Origin of the sequence: Blautia marasmi (genome assembly GCF_900258535.1) — a bacterium.
Taxonomy (GTDB): domain Bacteria; phylum Bacillota; class Clostridia; order Lachnospirales; family Lachnospiraceae; genus Blautia; species Blautia hominis.
The window spans coordinates 3,424,914-3,451,086 of sequence record NZ_OIWX01000001.1; the positions used below are offsets into that span (position 1 = coordinate 3,424,914).

Sequence of the window (26,173 nt, forward strand, 5' to 3'; positions counted from 1 at the left end):
GAGAAAAGCCAGATTCCCGGCGGGAGCCTGGCTTTTCGTGAATATGCAGGATAGAGTCAATGATCAGTGGATAGGAGGCAGGAATATGTCAACAAAATCAGAGCTTCTGAAGCTGCTTGAAAGTCACAGGGGAGAATATCTGTCCGGGGAGGAACTGGCGTTAAGGCTTGGATACTCCAGAACAGCGGTGTGGAAGGCCATGAAGAGCCTCCGTGAGGAAGGATACAGGATCACCGCCGTGAATAACAGGGGATATGCCCTTGAGACGGATAATGATATTCTGTCTGTGGAAGCAGTGAAAATGCATCTGGAACACCCGGATGTGTTTATGCAGGTGGAAAAGGAGATTTCCTCCACCAACCAGTATCTGAAAAAAAGAGGGATTGAGGAAAACCTTCCCCACGGTTCTTTTGTGGCAGCAGAGGCCCAGACAGAGGGGAAGGGCAGGCGTGGCCGCAGCTTTTACTCGCCTGCGGGCAGCGGCCTTTATTTAAGTGTACTGATGCGGCCAAAGAGAACCGCCCAGGAGAGTCTGACACTTACGGCAGCGGCAGCTGTTGCTGTCTGCCGGGCCGTGGAGCAGGTCTGCGGTGTGTCCCTGGGAATCAAATGGGTCAATGATCTGTATCTGGGAGAACGGAAAGTCTGCGGGATCCTCACGGAGGCTGTCACGGATTTTGAGACCGGGGACATTGAGCTGGTGATCGTGGGGATCGGTCTGAATCTTCGTATGCCGGCCGGCGGTTTTCCGAAGGAATTATCCGGTACCGCTGGGGCTGTACTGGAAGGGGATGCGTATGTAGACAGGAACCTGCTGACTGCAGGAATCATCAATTATCTGCTTGAGGAGGCAGAAAAGGAGGGGATTCCGGGGGAATACATTTCCAGAAATATTGTGCCCGGCAGACGAGTCCGGGTGGCATACGGGACGCAGGTGAGAAGTGTGGAGGCGGAAAAGATTTTGCCGGACGGCAGGCTTCTGATCAAAAACGAACAGGGGGAGGAGGAGGTCCTTCCCTGCGGAGATGTCTCTCTGAATCTCCATGAAGACAGGCAGTGATCAAAAAACAGGTGTAAACCGCAGAAATGCCTCTGCTAAAAGAGCAGAAGCATTTCTTTGTCAGCGGCAGCGCCTGTTTTTCTTTCTGTTTCGGCGAAGAGCATTCCAGCAGACGAACTGCACAAGGAAAATACCTGCGAATGCACCGATGCTGTCTATCATCACATCCCTTTTGGAAGGGCCTCTTCCGGCTACAAAGGACTGATGAAACTCATCCGTGCAGGCAAATCCCACACTTATGAGTCCGGCAAAAAGAATCAGTAAAATTCCGCGCAGTCCGTACACATAAAGAGGGAAGGAGACGCAGACAGCCAGCACAAAGTATTCGGTCATGTGTGCCAGTTTCCTGACGGGGGTGTGGATCTTGTCTGTGTAGTAGGCAATCTGTTCTTCGCTCATATTTTTATTGAGTATCTTATCGGCAGTTACGATGACCTTGTGGCTGACTTTATAACTGAGATTGCCGGATTCCGTTCCCGTCTGGCCGGAAAAAGAAAAGATCATGTACATGACCAGAAGGGCCGGGAGAAAGGAAAAGGGCTTCAGCAGCAGTATGAAAAATTTCTTCATATTTGATTCCTCATTTGTATTTATAAATTTTTGGTTACCTTCTGGTGACTATATCACGTTTTGGGGGCAGTGTAAAGGACAGGGCTTGGACAGAGCTGGGTAAAAGCAGCGGTAATTTGGCAAAATATCCGGATTTTTTACAAATTATAAAATTTTCGGAAAAACCGTTTGACAAGGAAAAAGAACAGTTTTATACTTATAATAAATAAAAAGAAAAAGGCAGAGAAAAGAAGAGTACGTTCTGCAGACTGGCAAAGAGAGCTTCGGTTGGTGAGAAGGAGCGCAGCAGGCGGAATGGAAGATGGTCTTGGAGCCGCGTACCGACTACGGAAGTATAGGCTACGATGGGAGCGCCCATTACAGCGCCGGAGTATAAGGAAATTTACTGAGTGGTTTGGATTTCCCGTACTTACAAAGGTCTGCATCGTGAGGTGCGGATAAATCAAGGTGGTACCGCGAAGCGTAATGCTCTCGTCCTGATTGTGTATACAATTAAGGATGGGGGCTTTTTTTTACCACTTTATACTTTTTTATTGCCGGAAAAGGAGGAGATCATGAGTAAACAGACACAGGAAACAGGAGGAGCGCCCAAATGGTCGGGCAGCTTCGGATTTATTATGGCAGCAGCAGGGTCTGCTGTGGGAATGGGAAATTTATGGCGTTTTCCAATGCTTGTGGGGGAGAGCGGGGGCGGTGCCTTTGTTCTTGTGTACCTCATCTGCATTTTTCTGGTGGGGATCCCGCTGATCATTGCTGAGATCAGTATTGGCCGCGCAGGAGGAAAAGATGCATTTGGAAGCTATAAAGCCCTGAACTCCAAATGGGGCGGGGTGGGTATACTGGCTGTGATCACAAGTTTTATCGGACTTTCTTATTACGCTGTTCTGGGCGGCTGGGTCATCCGGTATATTTTTGTTTCTGTTACAGGACTGCCAAAGAGCAGTGAAGCGTTTTTTACATCATTCACAGGGAATACAGGAAGCCAGATCATCTATTATCTGGTATTTATGGTTATAACTGTGGCAATCGTTGTGATGGGAATTCAGAAAGGGATTGAAAAATCATGTAAGATCATGATGCCTCTTCTGATCGTCTGCCTGATCGTCATTGTCATTCGTTCCTGTACGCTTCCCGGCGCAGGGGAAGGCATTAAGTTCTTCCTGAAACCGGACTTCTCCAAACTGACACCGGGAGCTTTCCTGTCAGCACTGGGACAGGTGTTCTTCTCCCTGTCACTGGGAACCGGAGCTACCATTACATACGGGGCATATCTGGGCAAGAACCAGAATATACCTAAGAGTGCCGTAAGTATTGCATTTTTCGACACCATGGTGGCTATGATCGCAGGATTTGCCATTCTTCCGGCTGTATTTGCCTTTGGCTTCTCACCCACAAGCGGACCGAGCCTGATGTTCCAGACCCTTCCCGCAGTGTTTGACGAGATGACGGGAGGAAAGATTTTTGGCGTTGTATTCTTTGTGTTAGTGCTTTTTGCAGCGGTCTCCACCAGCATTGCGTTTTTGGAGGTAGTGGTTTCCTTTGCTGTGAATACCTTTAAAGTCGGCCGCGCAAAGGCTTCTGTGATCTCCGCTGTGCTGATCACCTGCCTGGGTATTCCATGTGCCCTGAGCTTTGGAATCTGGAGTGATATCAAGATCGCAGGAAAGACCTTCTTTGACCTGGGAGATTACCTGGTGTCCAATGTGTCTCTGCCAATCGGCGGAATCCTGGCCTGTATCTTTATCGGCTGGGTGTGGAAGAGCAAAAACGCAGAGAAGGAAGTCACGAATGAAGGGAAGATCAACTTTAAGCTGGTTTCTGTGTGGTCAGTGCTGATCAAATTTGTGCTGCCTGTTGTGATTTTCATTATTTTTGTGACTTCCAATCCTTGGATCATGGATCTGTTTCAGTAAAAAAGAACATTAGCCGTCCGGATGTATGGTATCTGCAAGCCGGATAGTCTGGAAGATTATTCTGGGCAGTTTAAATTGAGAATTCCACGAAGTCTGCACAGATCACTGGCAGAACACTCACAGAGAGAAGGGATCAGTATGAATCAGTACTGCGTATATCTTCTTTCCAGAAATGATGCGGTGTTCTCAAAATAACAGTTGTCAAATATTTTCACGGAAGTTATAATAAAGTGGCTGTATAGAGGCAACATAAAATAAGCAAGCCAAAGTAATATATTTAACAGAGATAAAATAACGGCAGAAACGAGATAAAAAACTAAATAAATATGCTTAGAAATCTCTCCAGACTTGCCGGGCATGGAATAAACAAATAGAAAAGCGAGGACGAGACATGAGTCAGGCAGATCATATTTTTATGGATATGTGCCGTGATATTCTGGAAAACGGCACAGATACAAAGGGCGAGAAGGTTCGTCCAAAATGGGAGGATACCGGGGAAAGTGCTTACACCATCAAACGTTTTGGGGTTGTGAACCGGTATGATTTGAGAAAAGAATTTCCCGCACTGACACTGCGCAGGACTGCTCTCAAAAGCTGCATGGATGAGATCCTCTGGATCTACCAGAAAAAATCCAACAACATCCACGAACTGAAATCTCATATCTGGGATGCCTGGGCGGATGAAAACGGCTCGATCGGAACCTGCTACGGAGATGTGGTGGGGAGAAAGTTCATCTATAAAGGGGAGGAGACCGACCAGATGGATTACGTGCTGCGGCAGTTGAAGGAGAATCCCTACAGCCGCAGGATCATGACAAATCTGTATCAGTTTGAATACCTGAACAGCGGCGCCCTGGATCCCTGCTGCTACAGTATGACTTACAATGTGACAAAGGAGCCGGGGGAGGAGAAGCTCATTTTAAATGGGGTTTTGAACCAGCGTTCCCAGGATATTCTGGCAGCAAATAACTGGAATGTATGCCAGTATTCCATCCTTCTTATGATGGTGGCCCAGGTCAATGACATGATTCCCGGAGAACTGCTGCATGTGATCGCGGATGCCCATATCTATGACCGCCATGTGCCGGCCATCAGGGAGCTGATATCCAGGACACCGTATGCGGCACCTAAGGTATCCCTGAATCCGGAGATAAAGGATTTTTATGAGTTTACCACCAATGATCTAATTGTGGAGGATTATCAGGCTGGGCCGCAGATCAAAAATATACCTATAGCAGTCTGAAGATCGTTAAGCAAAGGAGAGACAAAATGAATATAATCGTAGCGGTAGATAAGAATTGGGGAATCGGCAAAGACAACCGTCTCCTTGTAAGTATTCCGGCTGACATGAAGTTTTTCCGCACAACCACCACAGGCAAGGTAGTGGTGATGGGGAGAAAGACGCTGGAGAGTTTTCCGGGAGGACAGCCCCTAAAGAACCGTACCAATATTGTCCTGACCAGGGATGTGAATTATAAAGTAAAAGGCGCTGTGATCGTGCACAGTGTGGACGAACTCATGGAGGAACTGAAAAAGTATGACAGTGAAGATGTCTATGTCATCGGAGGGGACAGTGTTTACAGCGCGCTACTGGATCACTGTGATACGGCTCATGTGACAAAGATTGATTTTGCCTATGAGGCAGATACCTGGTTTCCGAATCTGGACGAGAGAAAAGACTGGTCAGTGGCAGGGGCCAGTGAGGAGCAGACATATTTTGATCTGGAATACCAATTTGTACAGTATAAAAGGAATAAAGAATAATACCTGCAGTTTTCTGCAGATAAGATATGGCCTCCGGAAGATGGATCTCTTCCGGAGGCCGTGTCAGTTGTGTGGTCCTTTTTGCACAGCATGTATAAAGGTCCGCATGGCCTGCGTCATAGGATGGCTTGCCAGCCGGATGACAGAGACCGGGAGCAGAACGGGAGGGTCCAGCGCCTTATTCGATAACCTGGATCCATCCCTCGGGAGCTTCCAGTCTTCCCATTTGGATGCCTGTGAGTGTGTCATACAGCTTCTGGGTTACAGGTCCCATCTGTTCCATGCCTGCCGGCAGTACGATCTCTTTGCCGTGGTCTACGATCTTACCCACAGGAGAGATAACGGCAGCTGTGCCGCAGAGTCCGCATTCAGCGAAATCTTTGACTTCTTCCAAGAGAACTTCTCTTTCCTCAACCTTCAGCCCAAGATAATGTTCAGCAACATAGATCAGGGAACGTCTGGTAATAGAAGGCAGGATGCTGCTGGATTTTGGAGTGACTACAGTGTTGTCTTTGGTGACAAACAGGAAGTTGGCACCTCCGGTCTCCTCCACCTTTGTTCTGGTACCTGGGTCCAGATACATATTCTCGTCAAAGCCCTGGCTGTGGGCATCCACGATGGCGTGAAGGCTCATGGCGTAATTAAGGCCTGCTTTGATATGGCCTGTGCCGTTTGGTGCAGCCCGGTCAAAATCGCTGACACGGATGGTCAGAGGCTTTACACCGCCTTTGAAGTAAGGTCCTACAGGGGTGGTGAATACACGGAACTGGTATTCATCGGCAGGTTTCACACCGATGACCGGATTGCTTCCGAACATATAGGGGCGGATATACAGGGTGGCTCCTGAGCCGTAGGGAGGAACATAGGCGGCGTTTGCCTTTACAGTCTCAATCACGGCTTTTATGAAGCGTTCTTTTGAGAATACAGGCATTTCCAGGCGGCGGGCAGAATTTTCCATGCGCTCACCGTTTAAGTCGGGGCGGAAGGTGACAATGCGGCCGTCTTCTGTGGTATAAGCCTTAAGCCCCTCAAAAACTGTCTGCGCATACTGCAGGACACCTGCGCATTCATTGATCGCCACGGTGTCGTCTGTTATCATTGCGCCCTCATCCCAGGCGCCGTCCTTATAATTAGAAACATAGCGGTAGTCGGTTTTCATATATGTAAAACCGAGGTTAGACCAGTCAATGTTCTTCTTTTCCATAGTGAATCCTCCATTCTGCCGATAGATACGGTATGTAATAAAATATTTTTTACCATTATAGAACTTTAATCCGTGAATTGCAAGAGATGCCGCATTGCTTTTTTCTCTTATTTCATATATAATCGTATTCAAACGGAGATGTATATGCAGCAGCTATTAGTTTTTTAAAACTGGAGAGATAAAAAATGGCAAATAATGATTGGAATAATCTGGGCAGGGATATTAAGGATATCGTACAGGATGCCCTGGACACGGGAAACTTTAACCGGTTGAACCGGGACTTGGGTGCTACGCTGGAAGACGCCCTCAGTAATGTGGCCAACAGCGTGAAAGACGCGGCAAAAAGCGGCATGGACCAGGCAAAGAACGGTATGAATCAGGGACCGGGCTATAAAGGCCCCGGGCAAAACGGCAGGTCTTACGGAGGACCCGGCTCCCGCAAAACTTACGCGGGCAGTTCCTCATGGAATGACAGGAGCTATTCCCGGGACGGGACGCAGACAAGGCCAAGGTATCACTACCCGGAAACAAAACGTGTGAAGGAGGCAAGAGAAAAGTTTGCCCTCTATATAAATACCAGCGGACCAAGAGCCATGGGTATATTATTTACCACACTGGGCTTTGCGCTGCTGGCTATGTTTGGCGTTACGCTGACTGTGCTGGGAATCTGCTCGCTGTTCATAGGTTCCCTGGCGGAGAAAATGGGGATATTTGTCTCTGTGTTTGGTCCCGCAATAGGGATCAGCGGTATCATGGGGATCTGTGGGAATAAGCTGAGAAAAAAAGTGAACCGTTTCCGCTCCTACATACACACCCTGAACGGCAGGACGTATGCGGAAATTTCAGAGCTGGCAAAGGGCGTCAGAAAACCGGAGAAATTTGTCCGCAGGGATCTGAAGCGGATGATCAAGAAATATATGTTTCTGGAAGGCCATCTGGATGATTCGGGTACCTGTCTGATCACCAGTGACGAATCTTACAAGCAATATCTGGAGACAAAGAAACAGGCGGAGATCCAGCAGAAGACAAAAGAGCAGGAGATCAAAAAAGAAGAGGAAACAGCGGGAGACGGGGATCTATCCAAAGAAACCCGTGAGGTTATAGCGGAAGGCAATGCCTACATGGAACAGATACGGAAGAGCAATGACGCGATTCCGGGCGTGGAGATATCCAATAAAATGTATCATCTGGAAAATGTGATCCGCCGGATCTTCAAACGTGTGGAACAGCATCCGGAGCTGATCGATGACCTGCACAAATTTATGGATTATTATCTGCCCACCACAGTGAAGCTTCTGCAGGCATATGAAGAGCTGGACAAACAGGACGTGGAAGGCGATAATATTAAAACCGCAAAGAAGGAGATTGAAAATACACTGGATACCATCAATCAGGCATTTGAAAACCTTCTGGACAGCTTTTTCAGGGATACAGCCTGGGATGTATCCACGGATATCTCTGTATTGAAGACCATGCTGGCACAGGAAGGCCTTACCGGCGGCAAAGATTTTCAAGAAGATAAGTGAGATTTCTCTTGCATCTATAGGCGGAGAGATGAGTCACCGAAAATAAAGTTAATGGCAGTGGCGGGCGGAGCAGATTCGGTATCCCCTACTGACATGAGGCAGATCAACATTTGGATATAAATGCAGCCGTACTCTGTGAAATTACCGAGGCGTGAAATGAAACCAAAGAAGGAGTAAGAGATGAGTGACGAATTCAAGGATTTTACAGTAACACCCACACTGACATTTGATGCGCCAAAGGAGGAGGCGCCGGTTGTGGAAATAAAAAAAGAGGAGCCGGTGGAGCCGCAGCTTGACGAGAGTGTGCTCTCCGAAGCGGAACGGAAAATGGTGGATGATTTTTCAAGACAGATTGATATCCGCAATTCCGCAGCCATTCTGCAGTATGGGGCAGGCACCCAGAAAAAGATGGCGGATTTCTCAGAGGAGGCTCTGGAAAAAGTAAAGACAAAGGACCTGGGTGAAGTAGGAGACCTTCTGGGCGATGTGGTGACACAGCTCAAAAGCTTTGACGCGGCCGAGGAGGAAAAAGGCCTGCGCGGTTTCTTCAAACGCGGTTCCAACAGAATAGAAGCCATGAAGACAAAATATGCCAAGGCTGAAACCAATATAGGAAAGATCGTACAGACCCTGGAGCAGCACCAGATTCAGCTTATGAAGGATGCTGCCACCATGGACAAGATGTATGCGCTGAACCTGAACTATTTCAAAGAACTTTCCATGTACATTTTGGCAGGAAAGAAGAAACTCCAGGAAGTGAGAAATACAGACCTTCCCCAGCTTATGGACAAAGCCCAGAGGAGCGGCCTTCCGGAGGACGCCCAGGCAGCCAAGGACTTAGATTCCATGTGCCAGAGATTTGAAAAGAAGATCCATGACCTGGAACTTACCCGTATGATCTCCATTCAGACGGCACCCCAGATCCGTCTGGTACAGGGCAATGACACCCTGATGGCGGAGAAAATCCAGTCCACCCTGGTAAATACCATTCCTCTGTGGAAAAGCCAGATGGTCCTGGCCCTGGGTGTGGCTCATTCCTCGGAAGCTGCAAGGGCACAGAGACAGGTAACAGATATGACAAATGCCCTGCTCCAGAAAAATGCGGAGACACTGAAGATGGCTACCATCGAGGCTGCAAAGGAATCTGAGAGAGGCATTGTGGATATCGAGACGCTGAAGCATACAAACGAGTCACTGATCAGCACATTTGATGAGATCATGAACATCCAGAAAGAGGGACACCAGAAGCGTATGGAGGCAGAGGTGGAGATGAACCGTCTGGAAGGGGAACTGAAACAGAAACTCTTAGAGATCAACCGGTAAACAGAAGCGGGCGTGTTTGGGCTAAAAAGCCCGGACACGCTCAAACACGCTTATTATACAGGAGGCAGTAATATGTATCGTGACCAAACAAAAGTGGTGCAGATAGGTGATAAAAAAATAGGCGGGGGAAACCCTATCCTGATCCAGTCCATGACCAATACAAAAACAGAGGATGTAAAATCCACGGTGGCACAGATCCTGGCTTTGGAAGCGGCAGGGTGTGAGATCGTCCGCTGTACGGTTCCGAGCCGGGAGGCGGCAGAGGCTCTTGGGGAGATCAAGAAACAGATCCATATTCCCCTGGTGGCTGACATTCATTTTGATTACAGGATGGCTGTTGCGGCCATGGAGAACGGAGCCGACAAAATCCGTATCAATCCGGGCAACATTGGAGGGCCAGAGAAGATAAAGGCCGTTGTGGCCACTGCAAAGGAGCGGAATATCCCCATCCGTGTGGGCGTTAATTCCGGTTCTCTGGAAAAAGAGCTGGTGGAGAAGTATCACGGTGTGACTGCGGAGGGGCTTGTGGAGAGCGCGCTTGACAAGGTGAAGATCATTGAAGCTTTTGACTATGACAACCTGGTGATCAGCATCAAATCCTCAGATGTGCTCATGTGCGTCAAAGCCCATGAACTTTTGGCAGAGAGGACGAACTATCCTCTCCATGTGGGGATCACAGAAGCGGGCACCCTGTACTCCGGCAATATCAAATCCGCTGTGGGCCTTGGTATCATTTTGTATCAGGGGATTGGTGACACCATCCGGGTATCCCTGACCGGAGACCCGGTGGAGGAGATCAAGTCAGCAAAGAGGATCTTAAAGACCCTGAATCTCCGAAAAGGAGGTATAGAGGTGGTGTCCTGCCCTACCTGCGGAAGAACGCAGATTGATTTGATCGGACTTGCAAACCAGGTGGAGACCATGGTGCAGGAGTTCCCGCTGGACATTAAGGTGGCTGTTATGGGCTGTGTGGTCAATGGCCCCGGTGAGGCAAAAGAGGCGGATATCGGTATCGCAGGCGGCAAAGGTGTGGGTCTGCTGATCAAAAAGGGTGAGATCATCCGAAAAGTTCCGGAGGCAGAGCTTCTTGGAACCCTTCGGCGGGAACTGGAGAACTGGGAGAAATAGTGTTTTACGGAAAGGAAGCTTAAAGATGGAAAAGAATTTTCTGGATGTCTTCCCCAATCTGGAGGTGGGGCAGGAGCTGGCTGCCCTGCTGGAAGAGGTAGTGGTGACAAAGGTTGCCGTCAATCCGGAAAAAGACCATATCAGAATCTATATCCGGAGCAGACAGTGGATTCATAAAAAATATATCTATCTCCTGGAGGAGACCATACGGAACCAGTTCTTTCCCGGTGTACCCATGGCAGTGAAGATCATAGAAAAATTCACTCTGACCGGCCAGTATACGCCAAAGCTTTTTTTTGACGCATACCGCGCCTCCATGTCCATGGAGCTGAAAAATTACAGCATTCTGGTATATAATATGTTCCGTACTGCCCAGATCTCCTTCCCGGAGGAACAGAAGATGGAGCTTAAAATGCAGTCCTCTGTGCTGGCTAAAAGCCGGGAGGAGGAACTTGTCTCTTACATTGAGAAGGTGTTCTGTGAGCGCTGTCCCTTTTCCCTGATCGTGGAGCCTGAATATGTGGAGGCCAGCGAGAGCAAGGTCCGCAAAAACAGTGAGATTCGTATTATGCAGGAGGCTGCTCACGTGATTGAGCAGTCTTCTTTCGGGCAGCAGGATGACGGGGAAGATTTCCCGGAAGAAGGAGAAGCATCCGCTGTCCAAGGTATCGGAGAAGGCAAAGGTACGGACGGAAAAGAAGCGTCTGCTGATAAAAAACCGGCAGAAGGCGGGAAAAAGGACGACAAAGACAAGAAAGATTCCAAAGGCGGAAAAGACGCAAAGGGCAAAAAAGCCTTCGGAAAAGGTGACCGCAGTTTCGGTGATTACAAACGGAGCATCAAACGCTCCGATAATCCCGATGTGCTCTATGGCAGGGATTTTGAGGACGAGACGATTCCTCTGGAAAGTATCCAGACAGAGATGGGTGAGGTCTGTATCCGCGGTCAGATCATGACGCTGGAGACCAGAGAGATCAGAAATGAGAAGACCATCATCATTTTTGCTATTACGGATTTTACGGATTCCATCACAGTGAAGATGTTTGCCAGGAACGACCAGGTGGAAGAGATCCTGGGGGGTGTGAAGGAGAAAGCCTTCCTGAAGCTGAAGGGCGTGACCACCATTGACCGGTATGACAGTGAGCTGACCATCGGAAGCGTGGTGGGCATCAAGAAGATTGCTCCCTTTACCAGTTCCAGGGCAGATACCAGCCCGGAAAAAAGAGTGGAGCTTCACTGCCACACGAAGATGAGCGATATGGATGGTGTGTCAGATGCAAAGGCCATCATCAAGCGCGCCTATGAGTGGGGGCACAGGGCCATTGCCATTACGGACCACGGGGTGGTGCAGGCTTTCCCGGAGGCAAACCACTGCTTTGATTCCTGGGGCGGGGTAGTGCCCCCGGATGCGGATTTTAAGGTCATTTACGGTGTGGAGGCATATCTGGTAGATGACATGAAGGGGATCGTGCAGAACAGCAAAGGACAGTCCATGCGGGGAACCTTTGTGGTATTTGATATAGAGACAACGGGTTTTTCCGCGCTTCGTGATAAGATCATCGAGATCGGTGCGGTCCGTGTGGAGGACGGCAAGATCGTGGGCCGGTTCTCTGAGTTTGTAAATCCCAGAATCCCCATTCCTTTCAGGATTGAGAAACTCACCAGCATCAATGACAGTATGGTAGCAGGTGCAGAGAGCATTGACGTGCTGCTTCCAAAATTCGTGGAATTTTGCAAGGGGGCTGTCATGGTTGCCCACAATGCGGAATTTGATATGAGCTTTATTGAGAAGAACTGTAAGGATTTAGGGATTGAGACAGATTACACGTCCGTGGACACTGTGGGAATGGCACGTTTCCTGCTTCCGCAGTTAAACCGTTTTAAACTGGATACTGTGGCGAAAGCAGTGGGCGTTTCCCTGGAACATCACCACAGGGCTGTGGATGACGCGGAGTGCACAGCCCAGATCTTCCAGAAATTTATCACCATGTGTGAAGAACGTGATATCGGTACCCTGGATGAGCTTAACGAGAAGGGGGCTGTATCTGTGAACGCAGTGCAGAAAATGCCCTCTTACCATGCCATTATCCTGGCTAAAAATGATACGGGCAGGGTGAATCTCTATCATCTGGTGTCAGATTCCCATCTGATCTATTATCACAGAAGGCCCAGAATACCGAAGAGCCTGTATCTGAAATACCAGGAGGGGCTTATGATAGGTTCCGCCTGTGAGGCAGGGGAATTGTACCAGGCAGTCTTAAACGGCAGGCCCGAACCGGAGATCGCCAGGCTGGTGAACTTCTATGACTATCTGGAGATCCAGCCTATCGGCAACAATGCCTTTATGCTGCGGGATGAGGACAGGACAGATATCCAGACAGAGGATGATCTGAGGGATGTCAATAAGAAGATCGTGAAGCTTGGGGAGATGTTCAATAAGCCCGTGGTGGCCACCTGCGACGTGCATTTCCTGGACCCGTCGGACGAGGTATACAGAAGGATCATCATGGCTGGCAAGGGCTTTGACGATGCGGATTTACAGCCGCCCCTGTACCTTCATACCACGGAGGAGATGCTGGATGAATTTTCCTATCTGGGAAGTGAGAAGGCTGAGGAAGTTGTTATCACCAATCCAAACAAGATCGCGGATATGGTGGAGAAGATATCCCCGATCCACAATGGTAAATGTCCCCCTGTCATTGAAAATTCAGATGAGATGCTGCGAGAGATCTGCTACAGCAAGGCTCATGAGATATATGGGGATGAGCTTCCGAAAGTTGTTGAGGAGCGTCTGGAGAGGGAACTGAACTCGATCATCTCCAACGGATATGCGGTTATGTACATGATTGCCCAGAAACTGGTGTGGAAGAGTAACAGTGACGGTTATCTGGTAGGTTCCCGTGGTTCCGTTGGTTCTTCCTTTGCTGCCACCATGTCAGGTATCACGGAAGTTAACCCTCTAAGCCCTCATTATTACTGTCCTTCCTGTCATTACTGTGATTTTGATTCCGAGGAGGTGCGGGCTTACTCCGGCAGGGCCGGCTGTGATATGCCGGATCAGAATTGTCCGGTGTGTGGAAAGCCCCTGACCAAAGAAGGGTTTGACATTCCCTTTGAGACCTTCCTGGGATTTAAGGGGGACAAAGAGCCGGATATTGATCTTAATTTCTCCGGAGATTACCAGGGTAAGGCCCACCGTTATGTGGAGGTTATCTTCGGCGCCGGACAGACCTTCAAAGCAGGCACCATTGGTACCCTTGCGGAAAAGACAGCCTTTGGTTATGTGAAGAATTATTTTGAAGAGCGGGGAAGCCGGAAGCGGTACTGTGAGATCAATAGGATCGTGCAGGGCTGCACAGGAGTCCGCAGGACCACGGGACAGCATCCGGGGGGTATCATTGTTCTTCCTATTGGCTGGGATATCGAGGAATTTACCCCGGTGCAGCATCCGGCCAATGATATGAGCAGCGATATTATCACCACCCATTTTGATTACCATTCCATTGACTCCAACCTGCTGAAGCTGGATATACTGGGACACGATGATCCCACAATGATCCGTATGCTGGAGGATTTGACCGGCATCAATGCCAGGGAGATTCCTCTGGACAGTAAAGAGGTTATGTCTCTTTTCAAAAATACGGATGCATTGGGGATCACACCGGATGATATCAGGGGCTGCCCTCTGGGCTGCCTGGGTGTTCCGGAGTTCGGAACCGATTTTGCCATGCAGATGTTAATTGACGCCAATCCCACCTCGTTTTCTGACCTGGTGCGTATTTCCGGCCTTTCCCACGGTACAGACGTGTGGCTGGGAAATGCTCAGGATCTGATCAAATCCGGGACGGCGACCATTACCACCTGTATCTGTACACGAGATGATATTATGATATATCTGATCAACAAGGGGCTGGAGCACGGGCAGGCGTTTACCATTATGGAGAGCGTGCGTAAAGGAAAGGGGCTTAAGCCGGATTGGATCGATGATATGAAGGCACATGATGTGCCAGACTGGTATATTGAGTCCTGTAAGAAGATCAAGTACATGTTCCCAAAAGCCCATGCAGCGGCTTACGTTATGATGGGATGGAGAATTGCCTACTGTAAGATTTACTATCCGCTTGCATACTACGCAGCATTTTTCAGTATCCGTGCAACTGCCTTTTCCTATGAGCTGATGTGTCAGGGAAAAGAAAAGCTGGAGTATTTTATGGACGACTATGAGAAGCGCAAGGATACCTTGAGCAAGAAGGAACAGGACACATACAGGGATATGAAGATCGTGCAGGAGATGTATGCCAGAGGATTTGAGTTTCTGCCCATTGACCTTTATAAGGCCAATGCCCACACCTTCCAGATCATGGATGAGAAGCTGATGCCCGCCCTGGATACCATAGAGGGCCTGGGAGACAGGGCCGCCGATGCCGTGGTGCTTGCAGCGGAGGAAGGAGAATTCCTGTCAAAGGACGATTTCCGCAACAGAACCAAAGTCAGCAAGACGGTAATTGATCTGATGGATGATTTGGGATTGTTCGGTGATCTGCCGGATTCCAATCAGATGTCATTGTTTGATTTTCAGTAAAGAAAAATGGAGAAGCTTTCTATCCCAGGGGATGAGAAGGTTTTCTCCTTTTTTTAAGAATAATGTTAAATAACACGTTTATTCATTGGAAAAAATGACAGAGAGCGAACACTTCAGGGGGATCTTTGCAGAGAATTATGCAGCATGTGCTTTACGAACAAATGGTTATGAATTATATTATCGGGAATCTGACGGTTCGGCAGAGGTGGATTTTTTGATCATTCGTGATGACCATGTGATCCCGGTAGAGTGCAAAGCCGGAGATCATGTAAAGGCCAAAAGCCTGATGGTCTATAAAGGAAAGTATAAACCCGCTTATAGTATCAGAATTTCATCCAGGAATTTTGGGTTTATGGATGGAATAAAGTCTGTGCCTCTTTATGCAGTGTTTTGTATTTAAAACATTTCTTGAATACACAAGGGAAAAGTAATATAATGGGAACGATAAAGAGACGGACAGAAAAGAGGGCCGCCTCGGATAGGAGAAACATGAATTACGAAGAAGCAAGAGTATATTTGGACGAGGTGTCCAAATACGGAAGTGTACTTGGTCTGGATAACATGAGAGAGCTGCTTGGACGGCTTGGTAATCCCCAGGATGATCTGAAGTTTATCCACATTTCCGGTACCAATGGAAAGGGGTCAGCACTCTCATATATGTCTACAATCCTTTCCGGAGCGGGCTTTCGGACGGGCCGGTACATATCTCCGACCCTATATGCTTACCGGGAACGGATTCAGGTGGATGGGGTGATGATAGACAGGGAATCCCTGGCTGCCCTGGTGACCGTGGTCAAAGAGGCCGTGGATGCTATGGAGGCGGAGAATAAAGGGAACCCGACTGTGTTTGAGGTGGAGACTGCCCTGTCCTTTTTGTATTTTAAGGAGCAGAAATGTGATATAGTAGTGCTGGAGACCGGACTTGGAGGAACGCTGGATGCCACCAATGTGGTGAAGACCACAGTGATGGAGATGATTTCCTCCATAGGTATGGACCACATGGAATTTCTGGGCGGTACACTTCAGGAGATCGCGGAGAATAAAGCGGGGATCATTAAGCCTCACACATGGGTGGTGAGCGCGGAACAGGACCCCCAAGCGGCAGAGGTGATTAAGCGGGTATGCCGTGAAAAGGACTGTAAGCTGTCGGTCGTGGACCCGGATGCTTTTCAGGATGTACATTACGGTTATGAGAAACAGACTTTTACATATAAGAATTGGAAAGATGTGGAGATCACCCTGGCGGGCACATACCAGGTAACAAATGCAGCCCTGGCTCTGGAGGCTGTGGAGGCGCTGCGGAAACTGGGGTATTCCCTGACAGAGGAGCAGGTCCGAAAAGGCATGAAGGCGGCCTTCTGGAGAGGACGCTTTTCTGTCATCCACAAAAATCCGGTGGTAGTCATAGACGGTGCCCACAATCCGGCCGCGGCCAAGGTGTTGAAGGATTCCCTGGAGACCTATTTTCAGGGGAAAAACCTGCACTTTATTATGGGCGTTTTCGCGGACAAGGATTATCAGAGTGTGATCGAGATGACGGCACCCCTTGCAAAGCATATTATCACTATAGAGACACCGGGTAATCCCAGGGCACTTTCTGCCGTGAAGTTAAAAGAAGCTGTGGAAAAGGTAAACCCCAGCGTGGAGGCAGCAGGCAGCATACGGGAAGCCGTGGAAAAAAGTATGAAAAATGCACAAAAAGATGACGTGATCGCAGCGTTTGGCTCTCTGTCCTTTTTAGGGGAGCTTGACCGGGAAGTACAGTCCATGGAGGGAGAATAAAACATGAACCAGGATAAGATAAAAGAGGGAGTACGCCTGATTCTGGAAGGGATTGGGGAGGATATAAACAGAGAGGGACTTTTGGAGACACCGGACAGGATTGCCCGCATGTATGAGGAACTGGCTGCCGGATATTCGGATGATGCAGCAGCGCATCTGAAGAAGCGTTTTCATGTGGACAACAATGACATGGTGATGGAAAAGGATATTCATTTTTATTCCTTCTGTGAGCATCACATGCTGCCTTTCTACGGGAATGCAGCCATTGCCTATATTCCCAACGGGGAAGTAGTGGGACTTAGCAAGATCGCTAGGACCGTGGAGGTCTTTGCCAAGAGATTCCAGCTTCAGGAGAGACTGACAGCCCAGATCGCGGACGCCTTTATGGAAGAACTGAAGCCCAAGGGCGTGATGGTGCTGATACAGGCAGAGCATATGTGCATGACCATGCGGGGAATTAAAAAACCGGGAACCAGAACCGTATCTGTAGTAACCAGAGGTATCTTTGACAACAATGAAAGCCTGCAGAATTCCTTCTATAGAATGCTGGACTGCTGACAGAGGCTGTTCATTGTTACGATTTACAGCCCTGCAAAGAATGCAGTTCTGTAAACAGGAACACGCTTCGCGATGCACAGATATGGAGCATTCTGCCCCATATCGCGCTGGCTGTCTCCGGATTTTCATGCGCAAGCGCATAAAAACACCTGGCGGGATAGCAGCCGTGAATAGTACCTATTCATTTCCTTTGCAGGAAAAGTTCAGCGGTCCTGAAGTGTGTTTGAAAATTCATTCCAGGCAGAAGGGAACAAAAAAGTGACAGATAACAAAGAGGATATGACCCGGGTGAATCGGATCTGGAATCACCCGGATTATCAAAAGAGTTTACATAATATTGAAGATTTGGAGAAAGAACGGATTTTCTGCGGACATGACGTCCAGCATTTGCTGGATACGGCAAGGCTTGCATATATTGAAGATTTGGAACTGAGTCTTGGGATCTCAAAGGAGATCATATATGCGGCAGCGCTTCTGCATGATATCGGAAGAGGCCTGCAGTATACAGAGGGGGTTCCCCACCATGAAGGCGGAGTGAAGATTGCAGCCCCTATCCTCAGCGCATGCGGCTTTTCAGACAGGGAGACAGAGGAGATCCTTGAGGCCATCGGAGGCCATAGAGACGTTTCAGTGAAGAGCGGAAAGGATCTGGCCGGGATTCTTTACCGCGCGGACAAAAGGTCCCGGTGCTGCTTTTCCTGCCCGGCAGAGGCGGAGTGTAACTGGAGTATGGAAAAGAAAAATATGCGGCTGACTGTGTGAGCGTTATGATACACAAACTGCAAAAGACGCAGTTCTGTAAACAGAGACCAGCAAAATTTTTATAGAAGCAAACAGAAATACAGGAAAAAAAAGGTTACTGTCCACTCCGTGCCCAGGGACAGCAGCCTGTGACAGTAACGAAAAAGGAGACAAGAAGAAATGAAGATCGGAAACAGAATCTTTGACACGGAACATGACTGCTATATTATGGGAATTTTAAATGTGACCCCGGACTCCTTTTCAGACGGCGGAAAGTGGAATGATATGGAGCGGGCAAAACAGCACGCAGCAGACATGATCGCAGAGGGGGCTGCCATTGTTGACGTGGGCGGAGAGTCCACGCGTCCGGGACACCGGCAGATTACCGTGCAGGAGGAAATCGACCGGGTGGTACCCGTCATAGAGATGCTGAAACAGAATTTTGATATTCCCGTATCCATTGACAGCTATAAAAGCCAGGTAGTGGAAGCTGCCTTAAAAGCAGGCGCTGATATGGTAAATGACATTTGGGGCTTCAAATACGATAGAAAAGTGGCAGAGCTGACGGCCCGGTATCAGGTCCCCTGCTGTCTGATGCATAACAGAGAGAAGGCAGAGTACACGGATTTCATGCAGGATATGTGCCGGGATTTAAGAGAGTGCGCCGCTATCGCAAAAGAGGCCGGTGTGGCAGATGACAGCATCATCCTGGACCCGGGTGTAGGGTTTGGAAAGAACTATGAACATAATCTGGCTGCGATCCACCATCTGGAAATGCTGCGGGAGATGGGGTATCCCGTTCTTCTGGCAACCTCCAGAAAATCCGTGATCGGCAATACCCTGGACTTGCCTGCCGACAAAAGGGTGGAGGGAACACTGGTTACCACTGTCATGGGCGTAGAGAAAGGTGCTGCCTTTGTCCGAGTCCACGATGTGAAAGAAAACCTGCGCGCCATACGCATGACACAGGCAATTCTGCGGGAGAGAAAGGGAATATAAACATATGAATCCGGAAAGATACGATAAAATCACCATAGAAGATTTGGAGATATTTGCAAACCACGGTGTGTTCCCAGAGGAAAATAAACTGGGCCAGAAATTCATGGTATCCGCCATACTGTACACAAATACACTGCGTGCAGGCAGAACCGATGAACTGGCAGCATCCATTGACTATGGTGCTGTGAGCCATTTTATCACTTCTTACATGCAGAAGCACACCTTTAAGCTTCTTGAAGCTGCAGCGGAGCATCTGGCAGAGGAGATGCTCAGAAGCATCGCCCATCTGGAAGCAGTCACCCTGGAGATCAAAAAACCCTGGGCCCCTGTGGGACTTCCGCTGAAAACCGTATCCGTGAAGATAACCAGGGGATGGCATACCGCCTATATTGCCCTTGGTTCCAATCTGGGAGACAAGAAGGCATATCTGGATATGGCGGTGGAGGAACTGGACAAGACGGAAGGTTGTCAAGTTCTGAAGGTATCAGAGTATCTGGTGACCGAGCCCTATGGCGGCGTAGAGCAGGATGACTTTCTGAACGCCTGCCTCAGTTTGCGGACGTTGTACGATCCGTTTCAACTTTTGGAGCGGATGCATGAGATTGAGCAGGCAGCCAAAAGAGAACGGCTGGTACACTGGGGACCGCGAACACTGGACCTGGATCTGCTGTTATTTGATGATGAGATCATAGATACAGAAGAGCTGAACGTGCCACATGTGGAAATGCATCTGCGGGATTTTGTGCTGATTCCACTGGCGGAGATCGCTCCTTGGAAAATCCATCCCATCCTTGGCAAGACAGTGAGGCAGTTGGCTGCGGAATTAAAGAGATGAGGTGGGGATAAGGCGGACGGAAGGTGATGGGAGAGGGCCGGTGCTGGCTCATTTGTGGTGAATGGAAACTTGCAGATGTTGTGGTAAAGGAAGAAGGTGATAATCCTTTTATTCGTATCTGTAAACAGTTTAGCACAAGGAAAGGCGGTTGTATTCTGCGGCGGTCTTGACATCATCTGCGCCTCATGCTATGAAGTGGTTAAGGGGGAACAAAGTTCCCTCATTGCACTAAAAATGCCAATGTCTAATTTTGAAAAATTCAAAATGGGGGATTGACAGGACGGAAGAAATGGCTTATTATTGACAATAAGAAATGGGTTTTCACCGTACATCTTGCTACGGCTTGCTCGTTTCTTTTTTTACTGCCAAAATATCATACAAATATTTCCTGCCATTTTCGGCATGGTTAATCAGAAGTCGGGCATGAAAGATATTGTATCTGACAAGCACATTCTCCTCATAGATGGGAAGGGCAAAGCGGATATCATACCGATACCAGCCGTATTTCGCATTTTTATTGTGTTTTTCCTTGTGGTTTTCTTCAAAAGCCAGATTAGATGCTATCTGTATCAGTTCTGGTATCGCAGTGGCGGCGTTTGCCTTCGCCTTTGCATTTGCACCCATAAGGCTTTTCCTGCTCTCTGATTCCGTGTATTCTTCAGGCAGTTCACTACCAATATAAATACGCTCCGCATTTTCCTCAATCTCGTAATAGTCTCCGACATATCCTTCAAGATACTGCTTTACATCATCCCAGTCAATTTGGCGTTTGCCCTTGAAACGGATATCGTTAATCAAGACCAACTTTTTACCGTCTGCATCAGTTATGATATTTACATTTCTGTTTTCAATCATCGCTTTTGTTCCCCTTTTTCTTTTCCTTTGATTTGTAAACATTAAACTGGTTCTTACACTTCTGGCTGCAAAATTCATTTCCCTTCCTTCTTGCGACAAAGGCTTTTTTACAATGTTTGCACATATGCATATCACTGTCCTTATCCGTAAGCATGAAGGGAAAGCACATCTGCACCATGATCAGCAGCGAATGGAAATCCCATACGATAACGGGTCAAATGGGAAGTATAGGAAATATTATAAAGGATATGCGTATGACACGCATCCCGTCCGTTCCCCCATCCCCTTACAACAATTCCTTGAAAGCCCCAATCAGCTCATCATTTTTCTCCGGACTCATCACACAGAACCTCACATAGGAAGAGTCCAAGAACGGAAACGTGGAACAGTCACGAATCATAAGCCCCTTTCTTATACAACAGTCAAACAGCATATCTGAAGTGACATCCTCCTTCAATATTTTCAAAAGAATAAAGTTCGTGCAGGAGGGATAGACCTTCACAGTATCCCATGCGGACAAAAGTGAAAGCAGCCGCTCCCGCTCTGTGGTGATGAGGGTGCGGGTCTTTTCAATATAATCCTTGTCTGAGAACATGATGCAGCCGGCGATCTCGGCCAGGCTGTTGATGGTCCAGGGGTTCTTTTTGGTATTGATGTATTTTAATAAGTCCGGATTTCCCGTTACAGCATAGCCCAGTCTCAGGCCGGGGGCTGCGAAAAATTTGGATATCCCTCTTAATACGATCAGGTTATTGTAATTGTTGGTCAGAGGAATAGAGGATACTTTTAAGTCATCCGGGGCGAATTCCGCATAAGTCTCATCCACCATGACAGCAATGCCGTACTGCAGGGCAGCATCCAGAATCTTCCGCATGTCTTTTCTGGAAATGGCGGAGGCGGTGGGATTGTTGGGATTACAGAGTACCAGCAGGTCCAGGCCATCTTTCATCTGGCTGCACAGGTCGTTCACATCCATCTGGAAGTTGTTCTCCTCCTTCAGAGGATAATAGAGGGTATGTCCGCCTTCCAGCGCGATTTCCCTCTCGTATTCTGAGTAGGTGGGACCCAGGATCAGGGCTTTTTCCGGGTGGGTGGTCTGGATGAACAGGGAGATCAGCTCTGTGGAGCCGTTGCCCACAATAATGTTCTCAAACTGGGCACCGGTATAGGCGCAGATGCTTTTGCGCAGTTTTGCGTAGTCCCTGTCCGGGTAGGTGGTGATGGCGTCCACATGGCTTGCCAGTGTCTCCCTTAAAAGGGGAGAGATGCCAAGAGGATTTACATTGGCGGAAAAACTGGTGATGTCTTCCTTTTTGATCCCATAGATCTCTTCGATTTTTTCCAGGTCGCTGCCGTGGAAGTGGTCTTTATGTTTTAGCATAAGTATGCCTCCGTTTCCGTGAATTTTCATATTTATAGAGTTTTGGGAGGGGCAGCAGAGGTTGCACCCCTTGCATTTGTAGTGTATAATTGTACTATTCAGGACTTGGCCTGAAAAAAATATATACTTACCCACATTATAGCGGGATATAATAAATAGTTCAACATAATAATCGGTTACCTGCCAGAGTGTGTTTGAAAATGTACGCATTGTGCAGCATCCCTTTGGGAAAATACTTCCCGAAACATTGGCCTGTGAACCGTAACTTGAAAATTGCTATCGGCAAGATGTGCGTCACACTTTGTGGGAAATGCCGTTTTGATCGTATTTGCTGCCCATGCCGAAGCCGGCATGGTATTGTGCGTGGATGGAAACAGAATAGATAACGGGGTAAAATACATTGAAGAGAAGAATAGAACAACTGATAAATGGAAGATTTGAATACGAGGTTCCCGGCCTTTTGTTGTCCAGGGAAGAGATCAGGGAAAGTACAAAGGCAGGGGAAAATATCAGGGGAGAGCTGATGATAGCAGCAGAGAACGGGAGCCGCATTAAGGGGATCGCCTATTCTTCCCACCGTCGTTTTCTTCTGGGAAAAGAGCGTTTTACCGGGGAGAAGATAGAGATTCCCTACGGAGCAGATGTAAAAGGCCTGAATCCGGGGGATTCCTTTGAAGGAGAGCTGGTTTTAAGCACCAGCATCGGAGAGTACAGGATTCCTTTTGCCATCCGGGTGGAACCCTGCAGGATCAAGACCTCTGCAGGCTCTATTAAGGATTTGGATGCCTTTGCAGAGCTGGCGAAAAAGGACTTTAAAGAGGCTTACCACCTGTTTTTGGATGACTCTTTCCCGGAACTTTTGAAGGAGGACCAGGAGGTGCTGCCTTATTATTATGCCATGGCGAAGAACCCTGTGACATGGCAGCATCTGGAGGAATTCCTCATCGGAACAGGCAAAAAAGAGCCTGTAAAGCTCCATCTGGAACAGGAAAAACTGGAGATCTATGAAGTGCAGAGTTCCCTCATGGATACAGTCCGGGTACGCAGGAGCGGATGGGGGTATCTGAAGGCCGCTGTGAGTGTGGAGGGCGACTTCCTGGAGGTGGAGAAAAAGTCCATCCGCGACGAGGATTTTATCGGCAGTGTCTATGAGCTGCAGTACATTATCCGCAGGGAGAATCTGGGGCATGGAAGGAACTACGGAAGGATCTGTATCAAAACCGTTTACCAGACCCTTGTATATGAGGTCATGGCCTCCAAGAGCGGGAAGATCCAGGTAAATGTCACTGCCTATGAGAAGAAAAAGAAACTGGAGCTTTTAAGAGATTATCTGGATCACAGCCTGGAGAAGCTGTCTAAGAGCCAGTGGGAGAGTAAAACCCTGGGTCTTTTAGCAGAACTCAAGGAGACAGGGCACTATACCACGGAGCACCAGTTGTTTGAAGTGTGGTTCTACCATGAATGCGGGGAGGACGGCAAAGCGAGGGAAGCGCTTGACAAGCTAAAGGACAACAGCCGGATTGAGGCTGAGGAGGAACTGGAGGGCGTCTATCTCTATCTGGAAGATGTGCTGGGCTGCAGCCAGGAGATCCGGGAGAAGATGGTGGTGCGTCTCCACCAGCTTTACCAGCGTAGGGAGGATAGTTTCCTTCTTCTGTACATTCTGCTGAAAACAGACTCTGAGCAGGTGCGTACCCAGTCCAAGAAAATCTATCTGCTGGAGGAACAGTACAGAACCGGCTGCAGAAGTCCATTTTTGTATCTGGAAGCTTGCCGGATAGCGGCAGCCGACGGTGCACTGCTGCGCAGGATCAGTCCTTTTACCATTCAGGTGCTGCTCTTTGCCATGCGTCATCACATCATGACAGAGGAGATGGCTTTCCGCGCCACAGACCTGGCAGGCCAGATGAAGGAATACAGCCAGAAGGTCTATGAGATCCTGGAATACATCTATGAAAAATATCCCTCAACAGCCGTGGTGCGCTCTATCTGTATGCTGATCATGAAGGGCAATCCCAGAAAAAAGGAATATTTCCGCTGGTATGAGCTGGCAGTGGAAAAAGAGCTGAAGATCACAAGGCTGTATGAGTACTATATTGAGACTATGAGCCGCAATTACCAGAAGATGCTGCCTCGTATGATACGCATGTATTTCAGTTATAACAATACCCTGAGCGATGCAAAAAAGGCATTTGTTTACAGCAATGTGATACGCAACAAGGAAGTGGATAAAACTACTTATTTGAGCTATAAAAGCAGCATGGAACAGTTTGCCTGTGAGAAACTGAAGGAAGGCCGGATGAATGAGGATTTTGCGGTGGTGTACCAGGAATTCTGCCTGAATTCCCATGATCCTGCGGTTAAGAGGGCGCTTGCGAAAGTGCTTTTTACCCACAGGCTTTTCTGTGATGACCCTAAAATACGCCGGGTGATCGTCCGTCATGCGGCATTTCGGGAAGAACAGGTTTATACCTGTACGGATAAGGTGGCTTATGTGTCCATTTATACCCCGGATGCCAGGATCGTTTTTGAGGATGACAGGCAGAGGCGCTATATCCAGACCATAGATTACAATATCCAGCCGCTTCTGGAGAGAAAGGAGCTGGCACGGCAGCTTTTAGCGGAGGGTATCAGGACACCGGGACTTCTTCTCTATACCTGCGGAGAGCTGAATCATGAGAACCCCATAACCAGAGACAATATCTCCTGTATCCAGGATGTTTCCGGGGAGGATTGTTTTTCTGAGGATTACAGACAGAGAGTGCGCAAACGCCTGCTTCTTTACTATGAGGAGCACATGGACAACGATAATCTGAAAGACTATCTTCGGGAAATGGATTTCCACAGCTTTGCAAAGGTCAACAAGAGCCTGCTCATCACCATTTTGGTGAAACAGGGAATGTATGTGGGGGCCTATGACCTGCTGTGCGAGTACGGTTACGAGGAGATCGATCCCAGGGACCTGCTCAGGCTGTGCAGCCGCATGATACTTAACCTGGAATTTGAGTACGAGGAAGAACTGCTTCTTTTGGCTCACCATATATTTAAGGAAAATACCTATGATGAGGTGGTCCTCGAATATCTGACCAAATACTATGAAGGCCCCGTGGATGAGATGATCCGGGTGTGGGAGCGCTCCATGGGATTTTCCATAGAAGCCTACGAGCTGGAGGAAGATATTCTGACATACAGCATGTTCACTAGGCTTTACCACCCCGGGGATGCCGCGGTCCTGAAAGATTATGTGAAATTAAGCGGCAAGGAGCAGGTGATACTGGCCTATCTGACCTTTGTCTCCTTCCAGTATTTTGTGGGGGGAAAAGAGGCGGAGCCGTTTATTTTCCGTTCCTTGGAGCATGTGAGGAAAAAGGGATGGGAGTATGACATTATCTGCGACCTGGCTCTTCTCAAATATTACGCAGGAGAAAATAAGTGGGAGGAAAACAGGCTTTCGACAGCCCGCTCCATCTTATCCGTATGCGGAAGAACCGGGCTTAAATTCGCCTTTTTCCAGGAGCTGCCCAGGACTCTTCTGCAGAGTATGCAGCTGGAGGACAAAGTATTTGCCCAGTGCCAGGCAAGCCCCAGGGCGGATGTGACGATCCACTACCGTATGCTGCAGGCAGACCGGGAGCCGGGAGATTTCAAAAGCGAACCCCTGAAAAACCTGTATCAGGGTATCTATAATAAAGAATTTATCCTGTTTTACGGGGAAGTGCTAGAGTATTATTTTACTGTTGCACAAAAGGGAGAGACCCATGAGACGGAGAAGAAAAAGTTAACGGTTCCCACAGCAAAACTGGATGGGACCACAAAATACCAGATGATCAACCGTATGCTGGCGGCAAGACAGCAGGGAAGAGAACAGGAGCTTATGGAACTGCTTGGACAGTACAGGCAGCAGGAAGAATGGGTATCCTCTCTCTTTGAACTGATAGAATAAGGAGGCAGA

The 26,173-nt window shown here is 48.4% G+C and carries 19 protein-coding genes and 1 pseudogene; 16 read left to right on the plus strand and 4 right to left on the minus strand.

What is annotated here, in order from left to right:
* Positions 1-85 precede the first annotated feature (85 nt).
* Positions 86-1,060 carry a biotin--[acetyl-CoA-carboxylase] ligase gene (locus C6P39_RS14750; protein WP_095172075.1) on the plus strand — a complete coding sequence of 325 codons (975 nt, stop codon included), beginning with the start codon at positions 86-88 and terminating at the stop codon, positions 1,058-1,060.
* 60 nt (positions 1,061-1,120) lie between these two features.
* On the opposite strand, the gene C6P39_RS14755 is transcribed toward C6P39_RS14750, so the two are convergent.
* The gene (locus C6P39_RS14755) at positions 1,121-1,630 is read right to left on the minus strand and encodes a VanZ family protein (RefSeq protein WP_104804269.1); all 510 of its coding nucleotides are present in this window, start codon (positions 1,628-1,630) and stop codon (positions 1,121-1,123) included.
* 554 nt (positions 1,631-2,184) lie between these two features.
* Here C6P39_RS14755 and C6P39_RS14760 point away from each other — a divergent pair.
* The 4 genes and pseudogenes from C6P39_RS14760 to C6P39_RS14775 all read left to right on the plus strand — a co-directional run bounded on the left by C6P39_RS14760 (position 2,185) and on the right by C6P39_RS14775 (position 5,307).
* Positions 2,185-3,543, plus strand: coding sequence for a sodium-dependent transporter (locus tag C6P39_RS14760; protein WP_104805941.1), 1,359 nt, complete (start codon positions 2,185-2,187; stop codon positions 3,541-3,543).
* 30 nt (positions 3,544-3,573) lie between these two features.
* A pseudogene (locus C6P39_RS14765) lies at positions 3,574-3,738 on the plus strand (toxin-antitoxin system HicB family antitoxin); the annotation flags it as partial.
* 196 nt (positions 3,739-3,934) lie between these two features.
* Positions 3,935-4,786, plus strand: a complete 852-nt coding sequence (gene thyA, locus C6P39_RS14770) for a thymidylate synthase (RefSeq protein ID WP_095172072.1) — start codon at positions 3,935-3,937, stop codon at positions 4,784-4,786.
* 26 nt (positions 4,787-4,812) lie between these two features.
* Positions 4,813-5,307, plus strand: a complete 495-nt coding sequence (locus tag C6P39_RS14775; RefSeq protein ID WP_065543066.1) for a dihydrofolate reductase — start codon at positions 4,813-4,815, stop codon at positions 5,305-5,307.
* A gap of 178 nt (positions 5,308-5,485) precedes the next feature.
* Here the strand turns inward: C6P39_RS14775 and C6P39_RS14780 are convergent, their stop codons facing one another.
* The gene (locus C6P39_RS14780) at positions 5,486-6,511 is read right to left on the minus strand and encodes a branched-chain amino acid aminotransferase (RefSeq protein WP_065543065.1); all 1,026 of its coding nucleotides are present in this window, start codon (positions 6,509-6,511) and stop codon (positions 5,486-5,488) included.
* 185 nt (positions 6,512-6,696) lie between these two features.
* Here C6P39_RS14780 and C6P39_RS14785 point away from each other — a divergent pair, with 185 nt between their 5' ends.
* The 10 genes from C6P39_RS14785 (at position 6,697) to folK (ending at position 19,985) form a co-directional block, all read left to right on the plus strand.
* On the plus strand, positions 6,697-8,037 hold the full coding sequence (locus C6P39_RS14785; RefSeq protein ID WP_095172068.1) for a 5-bromo-4-chloroindolyl phosphate hydrolysis family protein: 1,341 nt from the start codon (positions 6,697-6,699) through the stop codon (positions 8,035-8,037).
* A gap of 180 nt (positions 8,038-8,217) precedes the next feature.
* On the plus strand, positions 8,218-9,360 hold the full coding sequence (locus C6P39_RS14790; RefSeq protein ID WP_095172067.1) for a toxic anion resistance protein: 1,143 nt from the start codon (positions 8,218-8,220) through the stop codon (positions 9,358-9,360).
* A 72-nt stretch (positions 9,361-9,432) separates the two neighbouring features.
* Positions 9,433-10,488, plus strand: a complete 1,056-nt coding sequence (gene ispG, locus C6P39_RS14795) for a flavodoxin-dependent (E)-4-hydroxy-3-methylbut-2-enyl-diphosphate synthase (protein WP_104804270.1) — start codon at positions 9,433-9,435, stop codon at positions 10,486-10,488.
* A gap of 25 nt (positions 10,489-10,513) precedes the next feature.
* Positions 10,514-15,070, plus strand: coding sequence for a PolC-type DNA polymerase III (locus C6P39_RS14800; RefSeq protein ID WP_104804271.1), 4,557 nt, complete (start codon positions 10,514-10,516; stop codon positions 15,068-15,070).
* Positions 15,071-15,164: 94 nt separating this feature from the next.
* Positions 15,165-15,470 (plus strand): DUF4143 domain-containing protein, encoded by a 306-nt coding sequence (locus tag C6P39_RS14805; RefSeq protein WP_104804272.1) that lies wholly within the window; start codon positions 15,165-15,167, stop codon positions 15,468-15,470.
* Positions 15,471-15,559: 89 nt separating this feature from the next.
* Entirely contained in the window at positions 15,560-16,852 is a 1,293-nt protein-coding gene (locus C6P39_RS14810; RefSeq protein ID WP_104804273.1) for a bifunctional folylpolyglutamate synthase/dihydrofolate synthase, read from the plus strand.
* Between the two features lie 3 nt (positions 16,853-16,855).
* Positions 16,856-17,410, plus strand: a complete 555-nt coding sequence (gene folE, locus C6P39_RS14815) for a GTP cyclohydrolase I FolE (RefSeq protein ID WP_095172062.1) — start codon at positions 16,856-16,858, stop codon at positions 17,408-17,410.
* A gap of 258 nt (positions 17,411-17,668) precedes the next feature.
* Positions 17,669-18,172 (plus strand): HD domain-containing protein, encoded by a 504-nt coding sequence (locus tag C6P39_RS14820; protein WP_330397240.1) that lies wholly within the window; start codon positions 17,669-17,671, stop codon positions 18,170-18,172.
* 159 nt (positions 18,173-18,331) lie between these two features.
* Positions 18,332-19,150 carry a dihydropteroate synthase gene (gene folP / locus C6P39_RS14825; protein ID WP_104804274.1) on the plus strand — a complete coding sequence of 273 codons (819 nt, stop codon included), beginning with the start codon at positions 18,332-18,334 and terminating at the stop codon, positions 19,148-19,150.
* Between the two features lie 4 nt (positions 19,151-19,154).
* On the plus strand, positions 19,155-19,985 hold the full coding sequence (gene folK / locus C6P39_RS14830) for a 2-amino-4-hydroxy-6-hydroxymethyldihydropteridine diphosphokinase (protein ID WP_104804275.1): 831 nt from the start codon (positions 19,155-19,157) through the stop codon (positions 19,983-19,985).
* 336 nt (positions 19,986-20,321) lie between these two features.
* Here folK and C6P39_RS14835 read toward each other — a convergent pair whose 3' ends face one another.
* Positions 20,322-20,840, minus strand: coding sequence for a hypothetical protein (locus C6P39_RS14835; RefSeq protein WP_104804276.1), 519 nt, complete (start codon positions 20,838-20,840; stop codon positions 20,322-20,324).
* Between the two features lie 286 nt (positions 20,841-21,126).
* Complete coding sequence (locus tag C6P39_RS14845) at positions 21,127-22,221, minus strand: pyridoxal phosphate-dependent aminotransferase (protein ID WP_095172058.1); 1,095 nt, start codon at positions 22,219-22,221, stop codon at positions 21,127-21,129.
* A gap of 400 nt (positions 22,222-22,621) precedes the next feature.
* On the opposite strand from C6P39_RS14845, the gene C6P39_RS14850 reads away from it, so the two are divergent.
* Positions 22,622-26,164, plus strand: a complete 3,543-nt coding sequence (locus tag C6P39_RS14850) for a DUF5717 family protein (RefSeq protein ID WP_207657132.1) — start codon at positions 22,622-22,624, stop codon at positions 26,162-26,164.
* Positions 26,165-26,173: the final 9 nt, after the last annotated feature.

Coding starts and splice junctions, on each gene's coding strand:
- folE (WP_095172062.1), top strand. CDS start 16,856: ATGAACCAGGATAAGATAAAAGAGGGAGTACGCCTGATTCTGGAAGGG.
- C6P39_RS14775 (WP_065543066.1), top strand. CDS start 4,813: ATGAATATAATCGTAGCGGTAGATAAGAATTGGGGAATCGGCAAAGAC.
- C6P39_RS14755 (WP_104804269.1), bottom strand. CDS start 1,630: ATGAAGAAATTTTTCATACTGCTGCTGAAGCCCTTTTCCTTTCTCCCG.
- folP (WP_104804274.1), top strand. CDS start 18,332: ATGAAGATCGGAAACAGAATCTTTGACACGGAACATGACTGCTATATT.
- C6P39_RS14785 (WP_095172068.1), top strand. CDS start 6,697: ATGGCAAATAATGATTGGAATAATCTGGGCAGGGATATTAAGGATATC.
- C6P39_RS14845 (WP_095172058.1), bottom strand. CDS start 22,221: ATGCTAAAACATAAAGACCACTTCCACGGCAGCGACCTGGAAAAAATC.
- C6P39_RS14835 (WP_104804276.1), bottom strand. CDS start 20,840: ATGATTGAAAACAGAAATGTAAATATCATAACTGATGCAGACGGTAAA.
- thyA (WP_095172072.1), top strand. CDS start 3,935: ATGAGTCAGGCAGATCATATTTTTATGGATATGTGCCGTGATATTCTG.
- C6P39_RS14790 (WP_095172067.1), top strand. CDS start 8,218: ATGAGTGACGAATTCAAGGATTTTACAGTAACACCCACACTGACATTT.
- C6P39_RS14800 (WP_104804271.1), top strand. CDS start 10,514: ATGGAAAAGAATTTTCTGGATGTCTTCCCCAATCTGGAGGTGGGGCAG.
- C6P39_RS14810 (WP_104804273.1), top strand. CDS start 15,560: ATGAATTACGAAGAAGCAAGAGTATATTTGGACGAGGTGTCCAAATAC.
- C6P39_RS14760 (WP_104805941.1), top strand. CDS start 2,185: ATGAGTAAACAGACACAGGAAACAGGAGGAGCGCCCAAATGGTCGGGC.
- C6P39_RS14750 (WP_095172075.1), top strand. CDS start 86: ATGTCAACAAAATCAGAGCTTCTGAAGCTGCTTGAAAGTCACAGGGGA.
- ispG (WP_104804270.1), top strand. CDS start 9,433: ATGTATCGTGACCAAACAAAAGTGGTGCAGATAGGTGATAAAAAAATA.
- C6P39_RS14780 (WP_065543065.1), bottom strand. CDS start 6,511: ATGGAAAAGAAGAACATTGACTGGTCTAACCTCGGTTTTACATATATG.
- C6P39_RS14805 (WP_104804272.1), top strand. CDS start 15,165: ATGACAGAGAGCGAACACTTCAGGGGGATCTTTGCAGAGAATTATGCA.
- folK (WP_104804275.1), top strand. CDS start 19,155: ATGAATCCGGAAAGATACGATAAAATCACCATAGAAGATTTGGAGATA.